At 65.8% G+C, this 20,248-nt stretch carries 19 protein-coding genes and 1 tRNA gene; 10 read left to right on the forward strand and 10 right to left on the reverse strand.

Annotated elements, in window-relative coordinates; genetic code table 11:
- Window positions 1-20: 20 nt before the first annotated feature.
- Window positions 21-428, reverse strand: a complete 408-nt coding sequence (locus QRO93_RS02010) for a hypothetical protein (protein ID WP_180880139.1) — start codon at window positions 426-428, stop codon at window positions 21-23.
- A 533-nt stretch (window positions 429-961) separates the two neighbouring features.
- Between QRO93_RS02010 and QRO93_RS02015 the strand changes: the two genes are divergently transcribed.
- Window positions 962-2,254 (forward strand): PAAR domain-containing protein, encoded by a 1,293-nt coding sequence (locus QRO93_RS02015; protein WP_258011006.1) that lies wholly within the window; start codon window positions 962-964, stop codon window positions 2,252-2,254.
- Between the two features lie 590 nt (window positions 2,255-2,844).
- Here the strand turns inward: QRO93_RS02015 and QRO93_RS02020 are convergent.
- Window positions 2,845-3,192 (reverse strand): helix-turn-helix domain-containing protein, encoded by a 348-nt coding sequence (locus QRO93_RS02020; protein WP_006452252.1) that lies wholly within the window; start codon window positions 3,190-3,192, stop codon window positions 2,845-2,847.
- A 102-nt stretch (window positions 3,193-3,294) separates the two neighbouring features.
- Here QRO93_RS02020 and QRO93_RS02025 point away from each other — a divergent pair, with 102 nt between their 5' ends.
- Both QRO93_RS02025 and QRO93_RS02030 read left to right on the forward strand, forming a co-directional pair.
- A complete protein-coding gene (locus QRO93_RS02025; RefSeq protein ID WP_180880137.1) occupies window positions 3,295-4,284 on the forward strand; it encodes an MDR family oxidoreductase in 990 nt (329 codons plus the stop codon).
- A gap of 120 nt (window positions 4,285-4,404) precedes the next feature.
- Window positions 4,405-7,158, forward strand: coding sequence for a UvrD-helicase domain-containing protein (locus QRO93_RS02030; protein WP_180880163.1), 2,754 nt, complete (start codon window positions 4,405-4,407; stop codon window positions 7,156-7,158).
- Window positions 7,159-7,220: 62 nt separating this feature from the next.
- On the opposite strand, the gene QRO93_RS02035 is transcribed toward QRO93_RS02030, so the two are convergent.
- The 3 genes from QRO93_RS02035 to QRO93_RS02045 form a co-directional block, all read right to left on the reverse strand.
- On the reverse strand, window positions 7,221-7,703 hold the full coding sequence (locus QRO93_RS02035; protein WP_164087413.1) for a hypothetical protein: 483 nt from the start codon (window positions 7,701-7,703) through the stop codon (window positions 7,221-7,223).
- 174 nt (window positions 7,704-7,877) lie between these two features.
- Window positions 7,878-7,967, reverse strand: a tRNA-Ser gene (locus QRO93_RS02040).
- A gap of 104 nt (window positions 7,968-8,071) precedes the next feature.
- On the reverse strand, window positions 8,072-9,064 hold the full coding sequence (locus QRO93_RS02045; RefSeq protein WP_005410175.1) for a LysR family transcriptional regulator: 993 nt from the start codon (window positions 9,062-9,064) through the stop codon (window positions 8,072-8,074).
- 127 nt (window positions 9,065-9,191) lie between these two features.
- Here QRO93_RS02045 and QRO93_RS02050 point away from each other — a divergent pair, with 127 nt between their 5' ends.
- Together QRO93_RS02050 and QRO93_RS02055 are read left to right on the forward strand one after the other, a co-directional pair.
- The gene (locus tag QRO93_RS02050; RefSeq protein WP_049458690.1) at window positions 9,192-9,779 is read left to right on the forward strand and encodes an FMN-dependent NADH-azoreductase; all 588 of its coding nucleotides are present in this window, start codon (window positions 9,192-9,194) and stop codon (window positions 9,777-9,779) included.
- 136 nt (window positions 9,780-9,915) lie between these two features.
- Window positions 9,916-10,266 (forward strand): ligand-binding protein SH3, encoded by a 351-nt coding sequence (locus QRO93_RS02055; protein WP_180880135.1) that lies wholly within the window; start codon window positions 9,916-9,918, stop codon window positions 10,264-10,266.
- 142 nt (window positions 10,267-10,408) lie between these two features.
- Here the strand turns inward: QRO93_RS02055 and serS are convergent, their stop codons facing one another.
- Window positions 10,409-11,689: a serine--tRNA ligase gene (gene serS / locus QRO93_RS02060; RefSeq protein WP_049458692.1), complete on the reverse strand. Its 1,281-nt coding sequence runs from the start codon at window positions 11,687-11,689 to the stop codon at window positions 10,409-10,411.
- Window positions 11,690-11,802: 113 nt separating this feature from the next.
- Between serS and QRO93_RS02065 the strand changes: the two genes are divergently transcribed.
- Both QRO93_RS02065 and QRO93_RS02070 read left to right on the forward strand, forming a co-directional pair.
- Window positions 11,803-12,441: an energy transducer TonB gene (locus QRO93_RS02065; RefSeq protein ID WP_180880133.1), complete on the forward strand. Its 639-nt coding sequence runs from the start codon at window positions 11,803-11,805 to the stop codon at window positions 12,439-12,441.
- A gap of 119 nt (window positions 12,442-12,560) precedes the next feature.
- A complete protein-coding gene (locus tag QRO93_RS02070; RefSeq protein ID WP_006452398.1) occupies window positions 12,561-13,133 on the forward strand; it encodes an energy transducer TonB in 573 nt (190 codons plus the stop codon).
- 158 nt (window positions 13,134-13,291) lie between these two features.
- Here the strand turns inward: QRO93_RS02070 and aroA are convergent, their stop codons facing one another.
- The 4 genes from aroA to QRO93_RS02090 all read right to left on the reverse strand — a co-directional run bounded on the left by aroA (window position 13,292) and on the right by QRO93_RS02090 (window position 18,036).
- Window positions 13,292-14,599: a 3-phosphoshikimate 1-carboxyvinyltransferase gene (gene aroA, locus QRO93_RS02075; protein WP_053450177.1), complete on the reverse strand. Its 1,308-nt coding sequence runs from the start codon at window positions 14,597-14,599 to the stop codon at window positions 13,292-13,294.
- A gap of 76 nt (window positions 14,600-14,675) precedes the next feature.
- Window positions 14,676-15,875: a prephenate dehydratase gene (gene pheA / locus QRO93_RS02080; protein ID WP_180880129.1), complete on the reverse strand. Its 1,200-nt coding sequence runs from the start codon at window positions 15,873-15,875 to the stop codon at window positions 14,676-14,678.
- Window positions 15,876-15,926: 51 nt separating this feature from the next.
- The gene (serC, locus tag QRO93_RS02085; RefSeq protein ID WP_180880127.1) at window positions 15,927-17,012 is read right to left on the reverse strand and encodes a 3-phosphoserine/phosphohydroxythreonine transaminase; all 1,086 of its coding nucleotides are present in this window, start codon (window positions 17,010-17,012) and stop codon (window positions 15,927-15,929) included.
- A 217-nt stretch (window positions 17,013-17,229) separates the two neighbouring features.
- Entirely contained in the window at window positions 17,230-18,036 is an 807-nt protein-coding gene (locus tag QRO93_RS02090; protein WP_180880125.1) for an FHA domain-containing protein, read from the reverse strand.
- A 125-nt stretch (window positions 18,037-18,161) separates the two neighbouring features.
- Here QRO93_RS02090 and QRO93_RS02095 point away from each other — a divergent pair, with 125 nt between their 5' ends.
- The 3 genes from QRO93_RS02095 (at window position 18,162) to QRO93_RS02105 (ending at window position 20,230) form a co-directional block, all read left to right on the forward strand.
- Entirely contained in the window at window positions 18,162-18,437 is a 276-nt protein-coding gene (locus QRO93_RS02095; RefSeq protein WP_005417302.1) for a polyhydroxyalkanoic acid system family protein, read from the forward strand.
- A gap of 80 nt (window positions 18,438-18,517) precedes the next feature.
- Window positions 18,518-19,009 (forward strand): phasin family protein, encoded by a 492-nt coding sequence (locus QRO93_RS02100; protein WP_180880123.1) that lies wholly within the window; start codon window positions 18,518-18,520, stop codon window positions 19,007-19,009.
- Window positions 19,010-19,246: 237 nt separating this feature from the next.
- Entirely contained in the window at window positions 19,247-20,230 is a 984-nt protein-coding gene (locus QRO93_RS02105; RefSeq protein WP_180880121.1) for a restriction endonuclease, read from the forward strand.
- Window positions 20,231-20,248: the final 18 nt, after the last annotated feature.

A 20,248-nucleotide genomic window follows, 5' to 3' on the forward strand; every position in this document is an offset into this window, starting at 1 on the left:
GCCCCGCGCAGCCTGCGCCATCACGGAACCAGGCAGCGCTCCACCTGCAGCGACAGCACCTGGCAGGCGTTGAACAGGCCTTCGACCAGCGCTGCGGACGGGCAACAGGCGGGATCATCACTCTCCCGCGCCACATGCGCGGCGTGCAGCATGGCGGTCAGCGCGGTGATGCCCGAGGCACTGCGGGTGGCCAGGGCCAGATCGAAGGCGCGGCCGGGGCTCAGCCGGGTTTCGGTCCAAGGCTGGCCATCGGCTCGCAGATTCTCACCGTGGCCTTTCAAGTGCGCGAAGAACGCCGACGGCGCGACGGACTCCGCGGATTCGCAGAGCGCCGCCTCAAGCGTTTCGGCCAGGGCGGCGGGAAGATCACACGCGGCGGCGCCGAGCAGCTCGCGCAGGCGGGGAATGTCGGGAGTACGGTCAGGCATGGCGACAACCTCACGGTGTGGCCACCTGCAGATGCAAGGTGGCGGACGGTGCGGGTTGGCGTGCCGGATACGTACCGCTGAAGCCGGCGGATCGAAGGATCCCCACGCACCGTCCGCCATGAACTGGCAGGCGGTGCATTGTCATGTCTGCAGCGAAGGCTGCAAACACGACCGGTAGCGGTACGTAAGTTCGGGACGCCAATCCCGGCCAGGGCGAGTGCCTTGGCGCGGCGATGATTGGCGCACTCGTTCGTGGATGAGAAGTAGGGAAATGCCGCGTCGGCGCGCAGTCGCGGTACTTGCGTCATGTCGTGGCGAGTTATCCATCAAACCCACCAGATGGGGCGGGAATGTTCGCCTGCAGATGGCTGGTGCTGTGCATGCGGGCAGGCCACACGCGACACAGCTGACTCACTGTTCTCCGGATGCCGCTCAGGTCGGAACAGGTCAGGTGTCGCGTTCGACCCTTGAAGACTCTGCTGATCCGACATCAGAGATCGAACCCGCACTTCCAATGAACCCGCCGGAGCCCATTGCAGTTGGGCTCCGGCGTGCTTGTCGCAAAAGCCACGCGAAGCAACGCCGAACTGCATCGGATTCTGCCGACCGATCAGCAATGGAAGCGATTCATGGCACGGAACTGGATTGTGATGGGAGACCCGACCTCCAGCGGTGGGCGTGTAATCACTGCGTCGAACCGAACCGATATCGAGGGCATGGGCGTTGCACGCGTGGGCGACAAGGCGACGTGCCCGCACATGCACAAAGGGGTGTTTGCGATTGTCGAAGGTGACAGCACGATCATCATCGATGGCCAGCCTGTTGCGCTGGACGGATGCGCGCTCGCGTGTGGCTGCAGGGTGATGTCAAGCCAACAGCTCAGGGGGTACGTATCCAATACTGCCACCACAGGCGGGACTGCCAGTCCCAACATGGCCGGTACGCAGCGTGCTGAAACGCCGCTGGCCAGCGGCCGCCGCCTTCAGTTCGACCAGGCTATCCGTTTCACCGGCTCACAGGGCATGCCGTTGCGGGAACTTCCCTACACGCTCCATCTGGCGAACGGCCAGACCTTCTCCGGCATGACCAACGCACTGGGCGAGACGTCACGTGTTTCAACCCGCGAGAGCGTGGCGGTGGTGCGCGCGGAGTTGCGCCCACCCAGCGCCACGAGCGGTTGTTGCGAACGCACCTTGTTGGCCGGGATCGATGATGCAGCGGTTTTTGATGTCGATGGTGTGATTACTACCTCTGACACCATGGGAACGTCGATCGTACCGGTGCAGGTACCAAGCCATGAACGCGGCTTGACACAAGGCGAGATCGAGATGGCACAGCTGGTGTTCGGCGATGCGATTGACTACAGCCTGGTGAGGATTCACAACCATGGCTACTGGATGTTGTTTGGGATGCAACCTGAGGACACGGTGGTTGCGCCAAATGGCGAGATCTACTTCCCGAAAGACCTGTACATTCATGATTACTCTTCTGGCGATCTTCGCAACCAGCAGCTTTTCATCCACGAAATGACCCATGTCTGGCAGCATCAGCTCCGCTACAACGTGAGGCTGGTGCGTGGACCGCGACCGAACATGAGCTACGACTATGTCCTCGATGACGTGCGCCTGCTCCACGACTACAACATGGAGGCGCAAGGCGACATCCTCGCTGACTACTTTCTCGTTGCCTTCCGTGATTCACAAAGCAAGATGAGCAACACAAGGTATCGAACCACATTCGGCATCCATGCCCAGTTGAAACGCGTCCTCTCACTATTCCTCGCGTCAACTTCCGACAAGCGCAACCTCCCGAGGACCACACGATGATCAGACAAGCATGGTTCCTTTTGGCAATCCTGATACCTCTCGTGGCCAGCTGCTCAGCGCCGCCAGGGCGCTACCAGAAGGCCACGATCAGCACGTCTGACGGCAGGCTTTGCTTTGGTGTTCCTGACACGCGCGGGAATCGATCCGAGCCGCCTGATATCGACTCCATCGCAGTGAGCGCTGCTGGGCAAGGACTCTACCCAACGTGGGAACGGGTCTTCATGGACGAGCACATTCCCGAACCTTCGCTCCCACCTGACCAGTGCATACCCTATGGATCCGGTCCCACCCCTGCACCGCCGCTGCAGGTGGGCGCGTACTACCAGGTGGTGCTCTCTGGGTATACGCCAGATAGCCTGGACGATGGAACTTCGGGAAAGTTGCGTGTATTCAGAGCCTGCTTTCACCTGCGTCAATCCGCCGATGGCCGCGAGTTGAAGCCTGTCGTGGTGACCTGCGGGGATGTGCCCCAATCTTCGCTGCCTCCCTCATGAGCGGAGGACTAATGGTTCGCGTGGCGCAGAGCGCGATCACATGAACCGCTGCGGCAGGAGGCTCACCGCACTTCCGGCATCACCGGCTCCCAGCCTTCAACTGTCCCCGCGCGTACTCTGGTACCCGCGATAGGTTTCGCCCCACTCGCGCATCGCCAGCAGCACCGGCACCAGCGTGCGCCCGAATTCGGAAAGTTCGTATTCCACCTTGGGCGGCACTTCGGCATAGACGTGGCGGATCACCACCCCATCGGCCTCCAGTTCGCGCAACTGGCTGGTCAGCATGGATTGCGTGGCGTTGGGTACCCGCCGCGTCAATTCCATGAAACGCCGCTTGCCAGTCATCAAGTGGAAAAGAATGATCGGCTTCCACACGCCGCCCATCACCGACAGCGTGACTTCCACGGCGCACCCGCTCTTGCCATCCCAACGCCTGCTACGCATGCCTACTCCGGAAAACCATAGTACCTACGAAAAACCATCGTTCTTGTTGCAATAACGGTGCGAGCCTAGCATGGGGCCATCCCCTGAACGCGAGGCCCCACCATGAGTTTCAAGGCGCTGCTGACCCGCAAGACCGACGATGGAGTTTCCACCGAACTTGTCGATTTCGATGAAGCCAACCTGATGGATGGCGACGTCCTGGTGCAGGTTGAATATTCGACGCTCAATTACAAGGACGCGCTGGCGCTGACCCATTCGCGCCCGGTCATGCGCACGTATCCGCTCATTCCCGGCATCGACTTGGCGGGCGTGGTGCTGGAATCCAGCAATGCCGGTTTCAAAACCGGTGATCGCGTGGTGCTCAATGGCTGGGACCTGAGCATGGGCCACCACGGTGGCCTGGCCCAGCGCGCCCGCGTGCGGGGTGAGTGGCTGAACAAGATTCCCGGCAACCTGACCACCCGCGATGCCATGGCCATCGGCACTGCCGGCTACACCGCCATGCTGTGCGTGCTGGCACTGGAAGACGCGGATGTGACCCCGGAGAAGGGCGATGTGCTGGTAACCGGCGCCAATGGCGGCGTGGGCTCGATTGCCGTGGCCATTCTTTCCAAGCTGGGCTACCGCGTAGTGGCCGCCACCGGCCGCCCGGAACACGCCGAGTATCTGCACAGCCTCGGTGCAGCGGAGATCATCGACCGCGCGCAGTTCTCCGAGCCGCGTGACAGGCCGGTCAGCAAGGAACGCTGGGCCGGCGTGGTGGACGTGGCCGGTGGACCGACGCTGGTCAACGCGATTGCAGAGACCAAGTACCGTGGCGCCGTGGCAGCGTGTGGCCTCGCACAGAGTGATGCGCTGCACGGGTCGGTCATTCCCTTCATCCTGCGCAACGTGACCCTGGCCGGCGTGGACTCGGTGAATGCCCCGCAGGACGTACGCCAGCGTGCATGGGACCGCCTCGCCACCGATCTGGACCTGCAGAAGCTGGAAAGCACCGTGCAGCAGATCGGCCTTGCCGAGGTGCTGGACGTGTACGAGCAGATCATCCCGGGCAAGGTGCGTGGGCGGATTGTCGTGGATGTGAACGCGTGACACGCCATCAGCCAGCGCGCCAGATGCGCGGGCGCCACATGCGGCACCAAGGCCCCTTATCATGGGGTTGTAAGGGCGCTATACGCCCGGTGAAGCATGCAAGGCAGTATCTGGATGTCTATGGAATGGCGCCCCTCGGGCTGGGGCCAGCGTGTGACCCGCTCGCCACTGTGGCGGCTGCGGCTTGATGGCGAACACCTCGAGCTGACCCTTGGGGGCGAGCAATACCGCCAGCACGTGGATGGCGATCATCGTGTGCAGGTTGTCCCCGGGCTGTTCTGGGCCCGGGTTGCGCTGCAAACTGAACGGGGTCCTGTGTCCGTGGGCGGGCTGCCCAATCGGCAAGCGTCCCAATTCGCCGCGGCGGTGCAGGACGTGTTGTCCGCGCGCAGCACACGCGGGCGCAAAGGCCTGTTCGAGGACGTGCTGGCGCAGATCCAGGCCTGGCTAAGTGCAGCGGACGCACTGACCGATCGCGGTCACGCCAGCCGGCGTTGGATCACCCACGAACAACAACAAGCGCTGCTGGCCGACCGCCCCGCCCTGCCACTCTCCCCGGATGAGCTGGAGCGCCTGTTCCTCGATGCCAGCGTGCATGACGACCTACGCTCCAGCCACCATCTGGCCGCGCTGGAAGCGCTGAACGACTGGCATCTGGATTGGCCTGCCGTATGGGCCGAAGCGAACGACGCCATGGCCATGCGTGAGCTGGTCCTGGCCAAGGACTTCCTGGACCGGGTCGAGAGCAGACCGCTGACCGAGGAACAGGCCCGCGCGGTCATCTGCTTCGACAACCGCGTGCAGGTCGTGGCCGCGGCCGGCTCTGGCAAGACCTCCACGATGGTCGCCAAGGCGGCTTATGCCATCGATCGCGGCTTTGTCGAACCCGAGCGGATCGTCATGCTCGCCTTCAACAAAGATGCGGCCAAGGAACTGGAAGCGCGCGCGCAGCGCTCCTTTGATCGGCTCGGCATGGGTGACACCGTGGTCGAGGCGCGGACCTTCCATGCGTTGGGCCTGGCCATCATCGGCAAGGCCACCGGCCGCAAGCCCGACATTCCCGAATGGGCCATCGATGCCACGCAGGGCTTCAACAAGCTGGCCGAGCTGGTGGATGATCTGAAGGATCGCTCGATCCACTTCCGCACCCAGTGGGACATGTTCCGGCTGGTGTTCGGCCGCGACCTTCCGCCGTTCGGCGCCGAGATGATGGCCGATGGCTTCGACCGCGACGGCACGCCCTACATCCGCTCCCTGCAGGGTGAACGGGTAAAGAGCCTGGAAGAGTGCGTCATTGCCGATTGGCTGTTCTACAACGGCGTTGCGTACGACTACGAGCGACGCTATGAATTTGATACGGCCACCGACACCCATCGCCAGTATCGGCCGGACTTCTATTACCCGGACGCCGCGCTGTATCACGAGCACTTTGCGCTGGATGCCGATGGCCAGCCACTGAAGCATTTCGCCAACTATGCTGAGGGCATGCACTGGAAGCGGCAACAGCATGTGGCGCGTGGCACTGCGCTTGTCGAGACCACCTCGTTTGGCCTGCGCAGCGGGCACGCCCTGCACGACCTGACGGAGAAATTGGGCGAGTGCGGCGTCGAGCTCGACCCGAACCCCGACCGCGAACTGCCCGATGCCGGCGCCAAGCCGATGCCGGATGCAGACCTGATCGGATTGATGCGCACGTTCATTGCCCATGCCAAGAGCAACTGCCTGACGCTGGACGATATGGCTGCGCGCTTGCGACAGATGCCCGAAGACCAATTCAAGGAACGGTACCGCCGCTTCCTGGAAATCGCCGGCCCCGTATTCCAGGCCTGGGACAACGCACTGGCCGACGAACGCGGCATCGATTTCGAAGACATGCTCAACATGGCCGCCGGGCTGCTGGAGCAGGGACACTATGCGTCGCCCTACGACCTGGTGCTGGCCGACGAATTCCAGGACGCCTCGCGCGCCCGCGCCCGCCTCTGCCGTGCGCTGGTCAGCCAGCCGGGCCGCCACCTGTTTGCGGTGGGCGATGACTGGCAGTCGATCAACCGCTTCGCCGGCGCCGACGTTTCGGTGATGACCGGATTCCGTGAGTGGATGGGACATGGCCAGGTGTTGAAACTGGAGCAGACCTTCCGCTGCCCGCAGGCACTGTGCGATGTGTCCAGCCGCTTCATCAGTCGCAATCCGGCGCAGATTGCCAAGGCGGTCCGTTCTGCTGCGTCGGCAACCGGCCCGGTGCTGCGGGCCTTCCAGATGAGCCGGCGTGAGGAGGTGCAGGACGGTGTGCGCCAGTACCTCACCAGGCTGCATCAGCAACTGTTGTCCGGTGCGGTGCCGCAGGGTCGCAACGGACGCGTGACGGTCTTCATCCTCGGGCGCTATCAGGCCGATCGCAGTGCGGTGCCTGCGGAGTGGAGAACGTCGTTTGGCAGCACGATGGACGTCGAGTTCCTGACCGCGCATCGCTCGAAGGGGCGCGAGGCGGACTACGTGATCCTGCCGGGCATGGTGAACCGTGGGTTCCCCAGCCTGCGCTCGGATGACCCGGTGCTGTCGCTGACGATGCCGGAGGGCGATACCTACCCGCTGAGCGAAGAACGGCGGCTGTTCTATGTGGCACTGACGCGTGCGCGGCGCTCGGTGGTGATGTTCACCCTGCAGGGCAAGCACTCGCCGTTCCTGGATGAGCTGGTCAAGGACGGGGCTGTGGAAGTGACCGGGATTTCAGGCGCGGCCATCAACGAGGAACGATGCCCAGTGTGCAAGGTGGGGGTGTTTGTGCAGCGGAATGGACCGCATGGGCCGTTCCGGTCGTGTTCCAGTTACCCGTTGTGCCACAACAAGCCCAACGCGGGGTATCGTCGCGGCTGATGAAGCTGCCGGCGCCGTAAAAGGCAGGACGCTGCCGTGCTCGGCAGCGTCCTGCGACGGGCTTACTGGCAGATGTACTCCTGCGCCGACTCGATGAAATCAACGTCGAGTTCTTCGTACTGGATTTCGACGGTTTCCATGCGGGCGGAGGTGACTACGGCACGCGCGCCGACATTGCATGCGGCCGGCAGCCCACCGGCGTAGACCTGCCCGTTGATCGCATACGCCAGGCCATAGCAGGCCGAACCGAGCTGGAACGGGTTGTGCCCGCAGGCATTCACCTGGTCGTTGGCCAGTCCACTGGAGGCGGTGTAGTTGGCCGTCCAGCCGCTGGGTGCATCATTGGCGCAGCTGCCCGGATAGCCCTGGATCGGTGCAGTGCCAGCGTTGCAGGTATGTTCGGCGAAGCTGCCGAAGAAACTGTACTTGAGGTATGCAGTGCGGCCGCTGTCGACCCATTGCGCCGCGGCGGCGGTCTGGGCGAAGGCAGAGAGGCCAAGCAGGCACAACGCAGCTGCGGTGAGAGGTCTAAATCCTTTCAACATGACTATCGTCCTCGGAATTGGCGAAGTGCACGCATCATGCGTGCCGGCCGAGTCTAGCCAGCCCCTGCGCCGCCGAATATGACAGGCTCGGCAGTCTGCGGCGCTGTGGCCTTTGCCGTGGCTGATGCGACAGCAACAAAAAAGCCCCTGTTTCCAGGAGCTTCTTGAGAATTCTGGCGGAGAGAGTGGGATTCGAACCCACGGAAGGTTTAACCCTTCGCCGGTTTTCAAGACCGGTGCCTTAAACCGCTCGGCCATCTCTCCGTATCGACCCAGCCCGCTGGCCGGGCGCGTATTCTCGCACGGCCGGGCGATTTGCCCAAGACCGGCGTGGCGCCGGGCATCACCCAGCGCTCCCACAGCAGGCCTCAGCCCGCGTCCACCGCCAACGCGCCCAGTGCACTGGCCTTGATCCGCTCCTTGGCCTTCTCACAGGCACCACCGCAGTCCAGGCGCGAGGCCTCAAGCTGCGGCGGCAGGTGCTCGGCCAGGAAGTCGATGAATACCCGCACCGCCGGCAGCAGGCCGCGGCGCGAGGCGAACACGGCGTGGCACACGCCCTGTGGCAGCGACCAGTCCGGCAGCACCACTTCCAGCTCGCCATTGCGCACCGCGTCGGCGCACACGGTTTCCGGCAGCATGGTGATGCCGAAGCCGTCCTTCACCATGCTCTGCAGCAGCGGGAAGTCGAAGCCGGCCACGCGCGGCTGCAGGTCGACCCGGCGCACTTCGCCTTCCGGGCCATGCAGCTCCCAGCGCTGGCGCGCTTCGTCTTCGCTGATGCTGAGGGTGACGTGCTGGGTCAGCTCTTCCGGGTCCTTCGGGCGGCCGGCGCGATCCAGGTACTTCGGGCTGGCTACCAGCAGTTCCTGCACCTGGCCGAAGCTGCGCATCACCAGGCTGCCGTCGTCGTCCAGGCGCGAACGCACGCGCAGCGCGACGTCGTAGCCTTCATTGATGATGTCCACGCGGCGGTTGCTGATGTTCAGCTGCAGGCGCACCTTCGGGTACTGCTCCAGGAACTTGGGCAGCAGCTTGGGCAGCTGCATCTGCGCCAGCGACACCGGCACGCTGGCGCGCACCACGCCGCGCGGTTCCGCGCTGAGGCGGTCCACCACTTCGCGTGCGGCCTGCGCCTCGGCCAGCATGGTCTGCGCGTGGCGGTGCACGCTGGTGCCGACGTCGGTGACCGCGAAACGGCGCGTCGAGCGCTGCAGCAAGCGCACGCCCAGGTCGGTTTCCAGCTGGCTGATGCGGCGGCTCAGGCGAGACTTGGGGATGCCCAGTGCGCGCTCGGCGGCGGCGAATCCGCCGTGGTCGACCACCATCGCGAAGTAGTACAGATCATTCAGGTCATGCATGCCCGAGTTCCATATCTAGAACAATACGTGGCATTCAACCACCTTTATCCCGCCTTTGCAACAACCTATCGTTCTCTCCGTCGGCGGGGGCACCCCGCCCCTTCCTCCCAGAACATAGGTGACTGCCATGAAGCTTCTGCATCTCGACGCCAGCGTGCTTGGCGACAACTCCGTGTCCCGCCAGCTGTCGGCCGCCGTGGTCGCCCGCTTCACCGGCCAAGTCGATGGCCTGCAGGTCGATTATCGCGATCTTGACGCCAATCCGGTACCGCATCTGCGCAGCAGCTCGCTGGCCAAGACCGATGCCGCCGAGGCGACCGATGCTGAACAGGTGATGCAGCAGTTCCTGGACGCCGACATCGTGGTGATCGGCGCGCCGATGTACAACTTCAGCATTCCGTCCACGCTGAAGGCCTGGATCGACCGCGTGGCTGTGGCCGGCCGCACCTTCAAGTACACCGAGAACGGCCCGGTCGGCCTGGCCGGTGGCAAGCGGGTGATCATCGCCAGCAGCCGTGGCGGCATCTACACCGACTCGCCGGCTGACTTCCAGGAGCCGTTCCTGCGCCAGGTGTTCGCCTTCATGGGCATCAACGAGGTCGAGTTCGTGCGTGCCGAAGGCATCGCCTACTCGCCGCAGCACCGTGAAGACGCCATTGCCGGCGCGCTGGCCACCCTGCCGTCGCACGAAGTGGCCGAAGCCGTCGCGGCATAACGCGTTCCAGCGTTCCGCGCCCCTCTCTCCTCGTCTGGGCGCTGAACGAGGGCCGGGATCCCCTCCCCCATCCCGGCCCACCCCGGCGGCCCCGCATTGCGGGGCCGTTTTCTTGGGCGACGCGTTAGGCTGAGGCATGAACTACATCGTGACGGCTGCGCACCGCAGCGAATTTCCGCACCCGATCACCCTGCGCCGCGGCCAGGCGCTGGTGGTGGGCGAGCGTTATGAAGGCCCGGAGGGCTGGGACGACTGGTTCCTGTGCGAAGCCGAGGGACAGCAGCCCGGTTTCGTACCGGCGCCGGTGATCGGCCGCGATGCGCAGGGTGGCGCTTTTGCCACGGAGGACTACTGCGCGCGGGAACTGGATGTGGATCCCGGGCAGGTGCTGCGCGGGGAACGCACGCTCAATGGCTGGGCGTGGTGCGTACCGGAAACGGGCGAACCCGGATGGGTGCCGTTGGAGAAGGTGCGCGCCATGGCGTGATCGCGGTGGTTCATCCACGCAGGGCGTGGATGTAACCGGCATTGTAGATGCACGCCGTGCGTGGATTCGGCGCCATGCAAGCATGGCACCCACCAGAGCCACGGCGGTGCCATGCAAGCATGGCACCCACCCGATCAGGGTGTCAGGCGATGGTTTCCAGGCCGCCCATGTACGGGCGCAGCGCTTCCGGCACGGTGATGCTGCCGTCGGCGTTCTGGTAGTTCTCCATCACCGCGATCATCGCGCGGCCCACCGCCACGCCCGAGCCATTCAGGGTGTGCGCCAGCTCCGGCTTGCCGGTGGCCGGGTTGCGCCAGCGGGCCTGCATGCGGCGGGCCTGGAAATCACCGCAGTTCGAGCACGAGGAAATCTCGCGGTAGGTCTCCTGCGACGGCAGCCAGACTTCCAGGTCGTAGGTCTTGATCGCCGAGAAGCCCATGTCGCCGGTGCACAGCAGCACCTTGCGGTACGGCAGGCCCAGCTTTTCCAGCACCACTTCGGCGCAGCGGGTCATGCGCTGGTGCTCGGCGTCGCTGTCTTCCGGGCGGCTGATCGAGACCAGCTCGACCTTCTCGAACTGGTGCTGGCGGATCATGCCGCGCACGTCGCGGCCACCGCTGCCAGCCTCGGCGCGGAAGCACATCGAATGCGCGGTCATGCGCAGCGGCAGGCGCTCGGCATCCACGATCTCGTCGCGCACGATGTTGGTCAGCGGCACTTCCGAGGTCGGGATCAGGTAACGCGTGGAATCACCCACGGCGGTCTTGAACAGGTCGTCCTCGAACTTCGGCAGCTGGCTGGTGCCACGCAGCGAATCGGCGTTGACAAGCAGCGGTACGTTGGTCTCTTCATAGCCGTGCTCGCCGGTATGCAGGTCGACCATGAACTGGGCCAGCGCACGGTGCAGGCGCGCGATCGGGCCGCGCAGCACGGTGAAGCGCGAGCCGGACAGCTTGGCGGCGGTCTCGCCGTCCAGCCAGCCATTGCGGGCGCCGAGTTCGACGTGATCCAGCACCTTGAAATCGAACTGGCGCGGGGTACCCCAGCGCGCCTGCTCGACGTTGTCGTTCTCGTCGGCCCCGGCCGGCACGTCATCGGCCGGAATATTCGGGATGCCCATCGAGATCGCATCGATCTTCTCGCGCAGTTCGTCCAGGGCCACTTCCGAAGCCTTCAGCTCGTCGGCGAACGCGGCGACCTCGGCCATGATGGCCGAGACGTCCTCGCCCTTGGCCTTGGCCTGGCCGATGGCCTTGGAACGGCTGTTGCGCAGGCTCTGCAGCTCCTGGGTACGCACCTGGATGCGCTTGCGATCGGCCTCCAGGGACTCCAGGGCAGACACGTCGAGCTCGAAGCCGCGGCTGGTGCGCAGGCGTTCGGCGAGGTCGGCGGGCTGGTGGCGGAGCAGGGCTGGATCAAGCATGGCAGGTGTCGTGGTGGGTATCAGGGACGGGATTATCGCTTGTTATACGGATTTCTGCCGCCCGGTTCATTCCCGCCGTGGCAGAATCGGGCTATTCCGCACTGGTCCGGTCCATGTCTGCACCCCGCTCGTCGTCCGCCAAGTCGTTCACCCTGCATATCCCGCGCAACGCCCTGAAGATCGCCGGCATCGCGTTCGGCGTGGGCATCCTGCTGTTCGTGCTGGTCTGGCTGACCGGCCGCGACAAGGAATTCTTCCGCGCCGACCCGGCCGCGCAGACCCCGCAGGAAACGGCCCAGGTGGAGCCATTGCCGGAGCCGCTGGCCGCGGCCGCGGGCTCCAGCGACATGCCCGATGCCAAACCGGCCCCGGTGGAGGAAGAAGCCCCGAAGCTGGTCGAAACCGCCCCGCCGCCGCCTGCCCCGGTGGCGGAAGCGGCCCCGGCTGCACCGGGCCCTGCGCCGGCGGCCACCGGCAACAGCCAGCCGATGCCGATTGCCGGCCAGTCGCCGCCGCCTGCCTATCCTGCCGCCGCCCTGCGTGCCGGTGAGACCGGCAGCGTGGTGGTGCGCGTGGATGTGGATGCCACCGGCTACCCGAACAACGCCACGGTGATCCAGCGCAGCGGCTCACGCGAGCTCGACCGTGCCGCCACCGATGCAGTGCGCCGCTGGCGCTTTACTCCGGCGCAGAGCAACGGCCAGGCCGTACCCGGCAGCATTGAAGTGCCGTTCGACTTCAAGACGCAGTAACTGAACGCTTGCCGGCAGGCAAACTGAACCCTGCCGGTTGCGTTGACGCAACGCTGACACTCCTCGTCCATGGCTCGGGCAACACTGCCCACGTCGTCCATTGACGGAAGGAGTTTGCGATGACTGCCACCACCCACGAAGACCTCCATTCGCCGCAGCTGCAGCAGGATTCCAGCCTGCAGCACAGGCCCACATCACCGTGGATGTGGATCGCGCTGATCGTGGCGATGTTCGCGGCCGCCCTGCTGTGGCTGCGTCACTCGAACCAGGAAGATGTGGCGCCGGCACCGGTTGGCGAGCGCATGCTGCCGGCTCCTGAGCAGGCTGCGGTTGCCGATGCTGCGGCGCCTGCCGCGCGTCAGGCCGCACCGGCTTCCAGCCAGCGCAAGGCCGCACCGGTGGTGCGCAATCGTGAAGCGCGCCCGCTGGCCAGCAACCGCATGCCGACCTACCCCGCCGCTGCACTTCGTAGTGGCGTGCAGGGCAGCGTGATCGCCAGCCTGAATGTCGATACCCGCGGCAATGTCGCCAATGCTGCGATTGTTTCGCGCAGTGGCGAGCGCAGCCGCGACCTGGATCGTGCGGTGCTCAACACCGTGCAGAACTGGAAGTTCCAGCCTGCGGTGCATGACGGCCGCGCAGTAGCAAGCGTGGTGCGGGTCCCGGTGGATTTCCGCACCGAGCAGCGTTGATCGCGGACGAGGGGTTCGTGATGTTTCGACGGAGGCTTCGGCCTCCGTCTTTTTATCTGGAGAAGCGTGCCAACGAAGGTTGGCACCTACCGGTCGATGAAAGCGTGCCAACCAAGGTTGGCACCTACCGGGTTGTGTCGTCCGCCGGACCTGGCCGCTCAGGCCAGGTTGAACCCGGCGCTGCGTGCCAGGCCGTCGAAGTCCGGGAAGGATGTGGCGACGTTGGCGATGTCGTTGATGCGCACTTCGCCATCGCTGATCTGGCCGGCGATGGCGAACGCCATGGCAATGCGGTGGTCGCCGTGGCTTTCGATGGTGCCGCTGCCCAGGCGCACACCACCATGCAGGGTGGCGCCATCTTCGGTTTCGTCCACCTGCATGCCCAGCGCGCGCAGGCCGGTGGCCATCGCAGCCAGACGATCGGATTCCTTGACCCGCAGCTCGGCGGCACCGCTGACCACGGTCTCGCCCTCGGCGGCGGCAGCGGCCACGAACAGCGCCGGGAACTCATCGATCATGTCCGGCACCAGCGCTTCCGGAATGCGTGCGCCTTTCAGCGGCGCGTAGCGCACCAGCAGATCAGCCACCGGTTCACCACCCTGCTCGGCCGGATTCTCTTCGGTGATGTCTGCGCCCATCAGGCGCAGTGCATGCAGCAGGCCGGTGCGGCGCGGATTCAGGCCGACCTGCTTCAGGCGCAGCTCGGAGCCGGGAATGATGCTGGCCGCCACCAGGTAGAACGCAGCCGAGGAGAAGTCGGCCGGGACCACGATGTCGGTGGCACGCAGGCGCTGGCCGCCACGCAGGCGCGCCTTGCCCGGCGAGAATTCGATGTCCACGCCAAACGCGGACAGCATGCGCTCGGTGTAGTCGCGGGTCGGGTGCGGTTCGGTCACCTGGGTTTCGCCCTGCGCATACAGGCCGGCCAGCAGTACGGCCGACTTGATCTGTGCGCTGGCCACCGGCGAGGCGAAATCGATGCCGTGCAGCGTCTGGCCGCCATGCACGTGCAGCGGCGGCGTGCCATCGCTCTCGGTATCGATCTTCGCACCCATCTGCGACAGCGGGCCGGTGACGCGGCGCATCGGGCGGCCAGACAGCGATTCATCGCCGATCAGCGTGCAATCAAACGCCTGCCCGGCCAGCAGGCCGGCCAGCAGGCGCATGCCGGTACCGGCGTTGCCGCAGTCCAACGGCGCGTCCGGTGCTTTCAGGCCGTCGAGGCCGACGCCGTGCACGATGCGCTGCGACGGGCTAGGCGTTTCGATGCGCACGCCCAGCTGGCTGAAGATGCGCGCGGTCGCGCGGGTGTCTTCGCCTTCCAGGAAGCCGTCGATATGCGAGGTGCCATCGGCCAGCGCGGCGAACATCACCGAGCGGTGCGAGACCGACTTGTCGCCGGGAATGGTCAGGCTGCCCTGCAGCGGCTGGCCCTTGCGGGCAATCCAGTGTTGCGCGTTGCTCATCGTTCGATCATTCCGTAAACGCCGGCAGCGCCGGCGATGCATCAGGGGGCAGCGGCCGCAGCCGCCACAGCAGCACTCAGGGCACGGCCACCGGATAGGAACCCAGCACCTTGATCTGCGCCGAGTGCGCTTCCAGTTCGGCCAGCGCAGCCTGCATCGGCGCGTCGTCGATATGGCCGGCCAGGTCGATGAAGAAGCCGTATTCCCACTTGCCGTGGTGCGACGGGCGCGACTCGATGCGGTTCATGCTGATGCCATGGCGGGCGAACGGGCTGAGCACGTCGAACAGCGCACCGGGCTTGTCATGGATGAACACCAGCACCGAGGTGCGGTCATGGCCGGAGGTCGGGAAGATGTTGCGGCCCACCACCAGGAAACGGGTGGTGTTGTCGGCGTCGTTCTGGATCGGCTTGGTGACCACCTTCTTCAGGCCGTACACATGGCCGGCGCTCTCGCCACCGATGGCCGCTGCATCGTCGGCGTTGCGCGCACGGCGCGCGCCTTCGGCATTGCTCGACACCGGAATCTTCTCGGCCTTCGGCAGGTTGGCGCGCAGCCAGGCCGAGGTCTGCATGAACGACTGCGGGTGTGCGTAGATGCGCTCGATGTCCTCGATGCGGCCGCTGCGCGACATCAGGTACTGCTGCACGCGCAGCTCCACTTCGCCGCAGATCTTCAGGTTGGAGGTCAGGAACATGTCCAGGGTGATCTGGATGGTGCCCTGGCCCGAATTCTCCACCGGTACCACGCCGAAATCGGCGTTGCCCGCTTCCACTTCCTGGAATACTTCTTCGATGCTCGCCATCGGCAGGCCCAGCGCCGAGCGGCCGAAGTGCTTGAGCACGGCCTGCTGGCTGAAGGTGCCTTCCGGGCCGAGGTAGCCGATCTTCAGTGGCTCCTGCTGGGCCAGGCAGGCCGACATGATCTCGCGGTAGACGTGCACCAGAAGCTCGTCGCTGAGCGGGCCTTCGTTGCGGTCCACCACCATGCGCAGCACCTGCGCTTCGCGCTCGGGGCGGTAGTAGTCGACGGCGGCGGCGAGCTTGCCCTTGGCCTTGCCCACCTGATGGGCGAAGCGCGCGCGCTCGGCAATCAGGTTCTGGATGTCACGGTCGATCTGGTCGATCTTCGAGCGCACATCGGCCAACGCCAGCGGCGCCAGGGTCGGTGCCGGGTTCGACGCGGCCTTGGCCTTGCCCTTCGCCCTGGCGGGCGCGCTGTCCTTGGCCGGTTCTGCCTTCTTCGGCGCCTTCTTGCTGGATTTGCTGCTTGCCATCGGAGTTCCTTGTTGCGGGGCACGCACCCGACGGTGCGCGCCGTTCATTGCTCAACCGTGACGCTGCTGGAAATCGGCCATGAAGGCGACCAGCGCCTCGGCCCCGGCCAGCGGCATGGCGTTGTACAGCGAGGCGCGGATGCCCCCGACCACCTTGTGCCCCTTCAGCGCCAGCAGGCCGGCGGCCTTGGCTTCGGCCACGAAGCGGGCATCGAGGTCGGCATCGGGCAGGAAGAACGGGATGTTCATCCGCGAACGCGCCGCATGCGCGACTTCGTTGCGATAGAAGCCACCGGAGCCGTCGATGGCGCCGTACACCAGGGCGGCCTTGGCGGCGTTGCGCTTGGCGAACTCGGTCACCCCGCCTTCGGCCAGCATCCACTTGAACACCAACCCGGCCAGGTACCAGTTCCAGGTCGGCGGGGTATTGAGCATCGAATCGCGGGCAACGTGCGAGCGGTAATCGAAGATGTCCGCGCGCGGCTGGCCGCTGCGTTCAAGCAGGTCACGGCGGATGATCATCACCGCGATACCGACCGGGCCGAGGTTCTTCTGCGCACCGGCGTAGATCACGCCATAGCGGCGCACATCCAGCGGCTCGCTGGCGATGGACGAACTGAAATCGGCGATCAACGGGACGTTGCCGGTGTCGGGCACATCACGGAACTCGACGCCGTGGATGGTCTCGTTGGCGGTGATGTGCACGTAGGCGGCCTCAGGCGAGAGCTGCCAGTCGGCACGCGGCGGCAGCGTGCGGTAGCCATCGGCCTCGCTGCTGGCGGCAATGTTGACGTCGACGTAGACACCGGCCTGCTTGACCGCGGTCTTGCCCCAGTGACCGCTGACCACGTAGTCGGCGCGCTGGCCGGGGGCGGCGAAGTTGAGCGGGATCAGCGCCTGCTGGGTGGTGGCGCCACCGGGCAGGAACAGCACCGCATAGTCGTCGGGGATGTCGAGCAGTCGCCGCAGGTCGGCCTCGGCCTCGGCCGCCACGGACATGAACTCCGCGCCGCGATGGCTCATTTCCACGATCGAGGCGCCGGACCCGTGCCAGTCCAGCATTTCCGCCTGCGCCTGGCGCAGGACCGATTCCGGCAAGGTTGCAGGGCCGGCACTGAAGTTGAACGCGCGCGTCATGTCACACCTGTGGGGCAAGACCCCTAGTATGCCGCAGTGCACCAGCCTTGCGGCCTAGTGCGGCAAGGGAAATTTGGTTTCATTGGAATCCATTCGCCGCCAGCATGGTGCCGGTAGCCGCCGACCTTGGTCGGCGTACGCCGTCAGGCGTCAAGCCCGCCGAAGAAGCGTGCCGACCAAGGTCGGCACCCACCAGAGCGGCCCCCGAGGGTTCAGGTCAGCGCGCGCCGAACCAGAGCAGCAGGCTGAGCAGCGCGGCCAGCAGCAGTGCGCTCGCCAGCAGCCACGGCCAGCGCCGCACCTTGCGCGATGCAGCCGGCAGCACCGACGCCTGCTCGGCATCCTGGCTCGACTCGTCCTCGACCGGCAGCGGTCGCCGACGCGGATCATGCGGTACTTCCAGCACGAAACGGTGCTGGCCATCGAACACCACCTGGTCGCCGGCCTGCAGCCAGCAGTGGCGCACGGCCACGCCGTTGACCCGGGTACCGTCGGCACTGCCCAGGTCGCGAAGCAGTACGCGCTCGCCGTGCACTTCTACGCGGGCGTGCTGCTCGGCGAACGCCGGGTCATCGATGGCGATGTCGGCCTCGCTGCCGCGGCCAATCAGGCGGGCCCGCGACAGATTGAAGCCGCGCCCATGATGGAGGCCACCGACACCGCGCAGCAGGCGCTGCTGTTCGTCGCTGACCTCTTCGTTTTTCGGCGCCGGCGCCTGCAACAGGCTTTCGACCTCACCCTGCAGCACCATCTCCACGCCATCCACATACACTGCGTCGCCTGCACGCAGCAGGGCCATCCGGCGCACCGGCCGGCCGTTCACGTGGATGCCGCGGATACCGTTGCCGACCTGCAGCCAGAGGCCGCGGTCGTCCATGCAGAACTGCGCCAGCAGCAGGGCGCCGTTGCCGGCGTCGCCGAGCCGCACGCTGCCGTTGGCCTGGCGCACGATGCGCTGCACCCCGGGCCGCAGGGGCTGGTCGGGCTGTTGTTGCTGACTGAAGTGAACAAGCAGGTTCTGCACGCGGCGCAGCCTAGCAGGTTGGCCGCCAACGAAGAAGAACCTGCGATGAGTGCTTGGCGCGAAGGCCCTCGATGCGCACAATGCTCGCCCTCATTGATCATCCCCGCCCTGCGCCAGGAGCCTGCATGTCCACCATCGATGTCCGCCACGCCCACGCCCTGCCCGACGCACAGGCGCGCGCGGCAATCGAACAGGTCGCCGCCAAGCTGTCCGAGCGCTTCGGCCTGAAGTCGTCCTGGACCGCGGACGTCCTGAACTTTTCCGGCAGCGGCGTGGACGGCGCGATCGAACTGCAGCCGGGCGCCGTGCGCGTGACCGCCAAGCTGGGTTTCCTGCTGTCGGCGATGAAGGGCATGGTCGAAGGCGAGATCCAGCGCGTGCTGAAGGAAAAGCTGGGCTGAACCCCGGCGGCGGCCGTCACGGCCGTGCAACGCCAACGCGCGCTACTCTCGGGGCAGGCCCAACTCCCACGGGAAGTACGATGAACCAGTACGAGAACGACGACCGCCGCGACGACGACGCCTCTTTCGGTGATCAGGCCGAGCGCTTCTCGCGCAAGCTGAGCGACTCGGCCCAGCAGGTCTGGCTGGCCGGCCTCGGCGCGCTGGGACGTGCCCAGGCCGAAGGCAGCCGTTTCTTTGATGGCCTGGTGAAGGAAGGCGAGGCCTGGGAGTCGCGCCGCCGTGAACGCAGCGGCGAGCAGGGCCCGGGCTGGCGTGACAACGTGGAATCGTCGCTGGACGAAGCCCGCGAAAAGGCCTCCGGCACCTGGAACAAGGTCGAAAAGGCCTTCGACGACCAGGTGCAGGGCGTCCTCAAGCGCCTGCATGTACCCACCGCCGACGAAGTGACGGCGCTGGAAGCCCGCATCGATGCCCTGCATGCGCGCCTGGCAAAGCTGGAGAACCGCGCCGCCTCCGGTGCCGACGCTCCCGCCCCGGGCAGCCATCAGTCACCGGACAGCGTGCCCTGACCGCCATTGTTGCAATGCAATAAATTTTGATTGACAATCGCGAGCAACCCGCCAATCGCTTCGGCTGCCGTTTGTTCCCTCCCCTCACGGCTTCAGGATTGGCGGGTTTTTCGTGTCCGTCGTATGCCGAATCTGCGTGCGCCGTCACGTTTCCTGTCAGGAACCTCCTGACCCAGCGGCGCGATACGACCTTTACACTGTCGTCTTCCGCACTCGTCCCCTCCGCGCACCTCCTGCATGCTCCCCTGGATCCTGGCCCTGCTGTCGGCCCTGTTTAGCTGTTCCCTTGCCGTTGTCTATCTGTGGTGGATCAAGCGGCGGCAGAAGGAGATGCAACTCGGCCTGCAGGCCTTGGCCGGCATGCACTGGCGCGAATTCTCGGTACTGGTCAAGCGCATGCTGCGCGAGCAGCGTGGCCTGCGCGAACTGAATGACCCTGCCGAGGAATCCCGCGAGCCGAGCAGTGATTTCCTGCTCAGCGACGGCCCGAACCAGTGGCTGGTGTCATGCAAGCATGGCCTGGCCTACCGCATCGGCACCGCCGCAGTGAATGAACTGGGCGCGGCTGCACGCCTGGCCGGCGCCAGGGGCGGTGTGCTGCTGACCGAGGGCCGGATCGAACGCGATGGCCGCAGTGCTGCGGAAAAGCAGGCGGTTGAAGTGCTGGACGGCCCACGCCTGTGGCCACTGCTGCAACCCTACCTGCCGGGCGACATCGAAGCGCGCGTGCGCGCCAGCGCCAGGCATGAGGCGCTGCGCCGGATCGCCATAGCCGCACTGGGCTCGGTCACGCTCGGGTTGCTGGTCGGCCTGGGCCTGCAGGGGCTGCACATGGAAGAGGCCAGACCTGTTGCCGCTGCACCGATGGCGGCGACGCCTGCGGTCGCGCCTGCAACCGAGCCGGCCCCGGCCGCACCGGCCACTCCACCGGCCCCCTCGGACACTGACGCGCGCCGCAATCCGAACCCGGATGCGGCCACCCTGGATCGCTACCAGGCCGAGCTGGCCCGTGCGCTGGCCGGCAAGCCCGGCATTGCCAGCGGCGTGTGGCTGACCCGCCAGACCCTGGCGATCAACCGCACTGGTGAACTGGACGCGGTGTGGCCACGGGTCTGCGAGGAAGTGCTGCACTACCCCGCGCTGCGCAACGTGCGCATCCAGCTCAATGCCCGCCCCGGCGTGGATGAGCCGGTGCGCTGGCGGCAGTGCGCTACCTATTGATGAGGCAGCATCCACGCA

The organism is Stenotrophomonas maltophilia group sp. Smal17, from assembly GCF_030237045.1.
GTDB lineage: Bacteria > Pseudomonadota > Gammaproteobacteria > Xanthomonadales > Xanthomonadaceae > Stenotrophomonas > Stenotrophomonas forensis.

Excerpts from the sequence above, each read along its gene's own strand:
- QRO93_RS02095 (WP_005417302.1), top strand. The coding sequence starts at position 18,162 with ATGTCCACCATCGATGTCCGCCACGCCCACGCCCTGCCCGACGCACAG.
- QRO93_RS02045 (WP_005410175.1), bottom strand. The coding sequence starts at position 9,064 with ATGCATGACCTGAATGATCTGTACTACTTCGCGATGGTGGTCGACCAC.
- QRO93_RS02070 (WP_006452398.1), top strand. The coding sequence starts at position 12,561 with ATGACTGCCACCACCCACGAAGACCTCCATTCGCCGCAGCTGCAGCAG.
- QRO93_RS02010 (WP_180880139.1), bottom strand. The coding sequence starts at position 428 with ATGCCTGACCGTACTCCCGACATTCCCCGCCTGCGCGAGCTGCTCGGC.
- QRO93_RS02050 (WP_049458690.1), top strand. The coding sequence starts at position 9,192 with ATGAAGCTTCTGCATCTCGACGCCAGCGTGCTTGGCGACAACTCCGTG.
- QRO93_RS02035 (WP_164087413.1), bottom strand. The coding sequence starts at position 7,703 with ATGTTGAAAGGATTTAGACCTCTCACCGCAGCTGCGTTGTGCCTGCTT.
- QRO93_RS02030 (WP_180880163.1), top strand. The coding sequence starts at position 4,405 with ATGGAATGGCGCCCCTCGGGCTGGGGCCAGCGTGTGACCCGCTCGCCA.
- serS (WP_049458692.1), bottom strand. The coding sequence starts at position 11,689 with ATGCTTGATCCAGCCCTGCTCCGCCACCAGCCCGCCGACCTCGCCGAA.
- QRO93_RS02100 (WP_180880123.1), top strand. The coding sequence starts at position 18,518 with ATGAACCAGTACGAGAACGACGACCGCCGCGACGACGACGCCTCTTTC.
- QRO93_RS02020 (WP_006452252.1), bottom strand. The coding sequence starts at position 3,192 with ATGCGTAGCAGGCGTTGGGATGGCAAGAGCGGGTGCGCCGTGGAAGTC.
- QRO93_RS02065 (WP_180880133.1), top strand. The coding sequence starts at position 11,803 with ATGTCTGCACCCCGCTCGTCGTCCGCCAAGTCGTTCACCCTGCATATC.
- QRO93_RS02105 (WP_180880121.1), top strand. The coding sequence starts at position 19,247 with ATGCTCCCCTGGATCCTGGCCCTGCTGTCGGCCCTGTTTAGCTGTTCC.
- QRO93_RS02025 (WP_180880137.1), top strand. The coding sequence starts at position 3,295 with ATGAGTTTCAAGGCGCTGCTGACCCGCAAGACCGACGATGGAGTTTCC.
- pheA (WP_180880129.1), bottom strand. The coding sequence starts at position 15,875 with ATGGCAAGCAGCAAATCCAGCAAGAAGGCGCCGAAGAAGGCAGAACCG.
- serC (WP_180880127.1), bottom strand. The coding sequence starts at position 17,012 with ATGACGCGCGCGTTCAACTTCAGTGCCGGCCCTGCAACCTTGCCGGAA.
- QRO93_RS02055 (WP_180880135.1), top strand. The coding sequence starts at position 9,916 with ATGAACTACATCGTGACGGCTGCGCACCGCAGCGAATTTCCGCACCCG.
- aroA (WP_053450177.1), bottom strand. The coding sequence starts at position 14,599 with ATGAGCAACGCGCAACACTGGATTGCCCGCAAGGGCCAGCCGCTGCAG.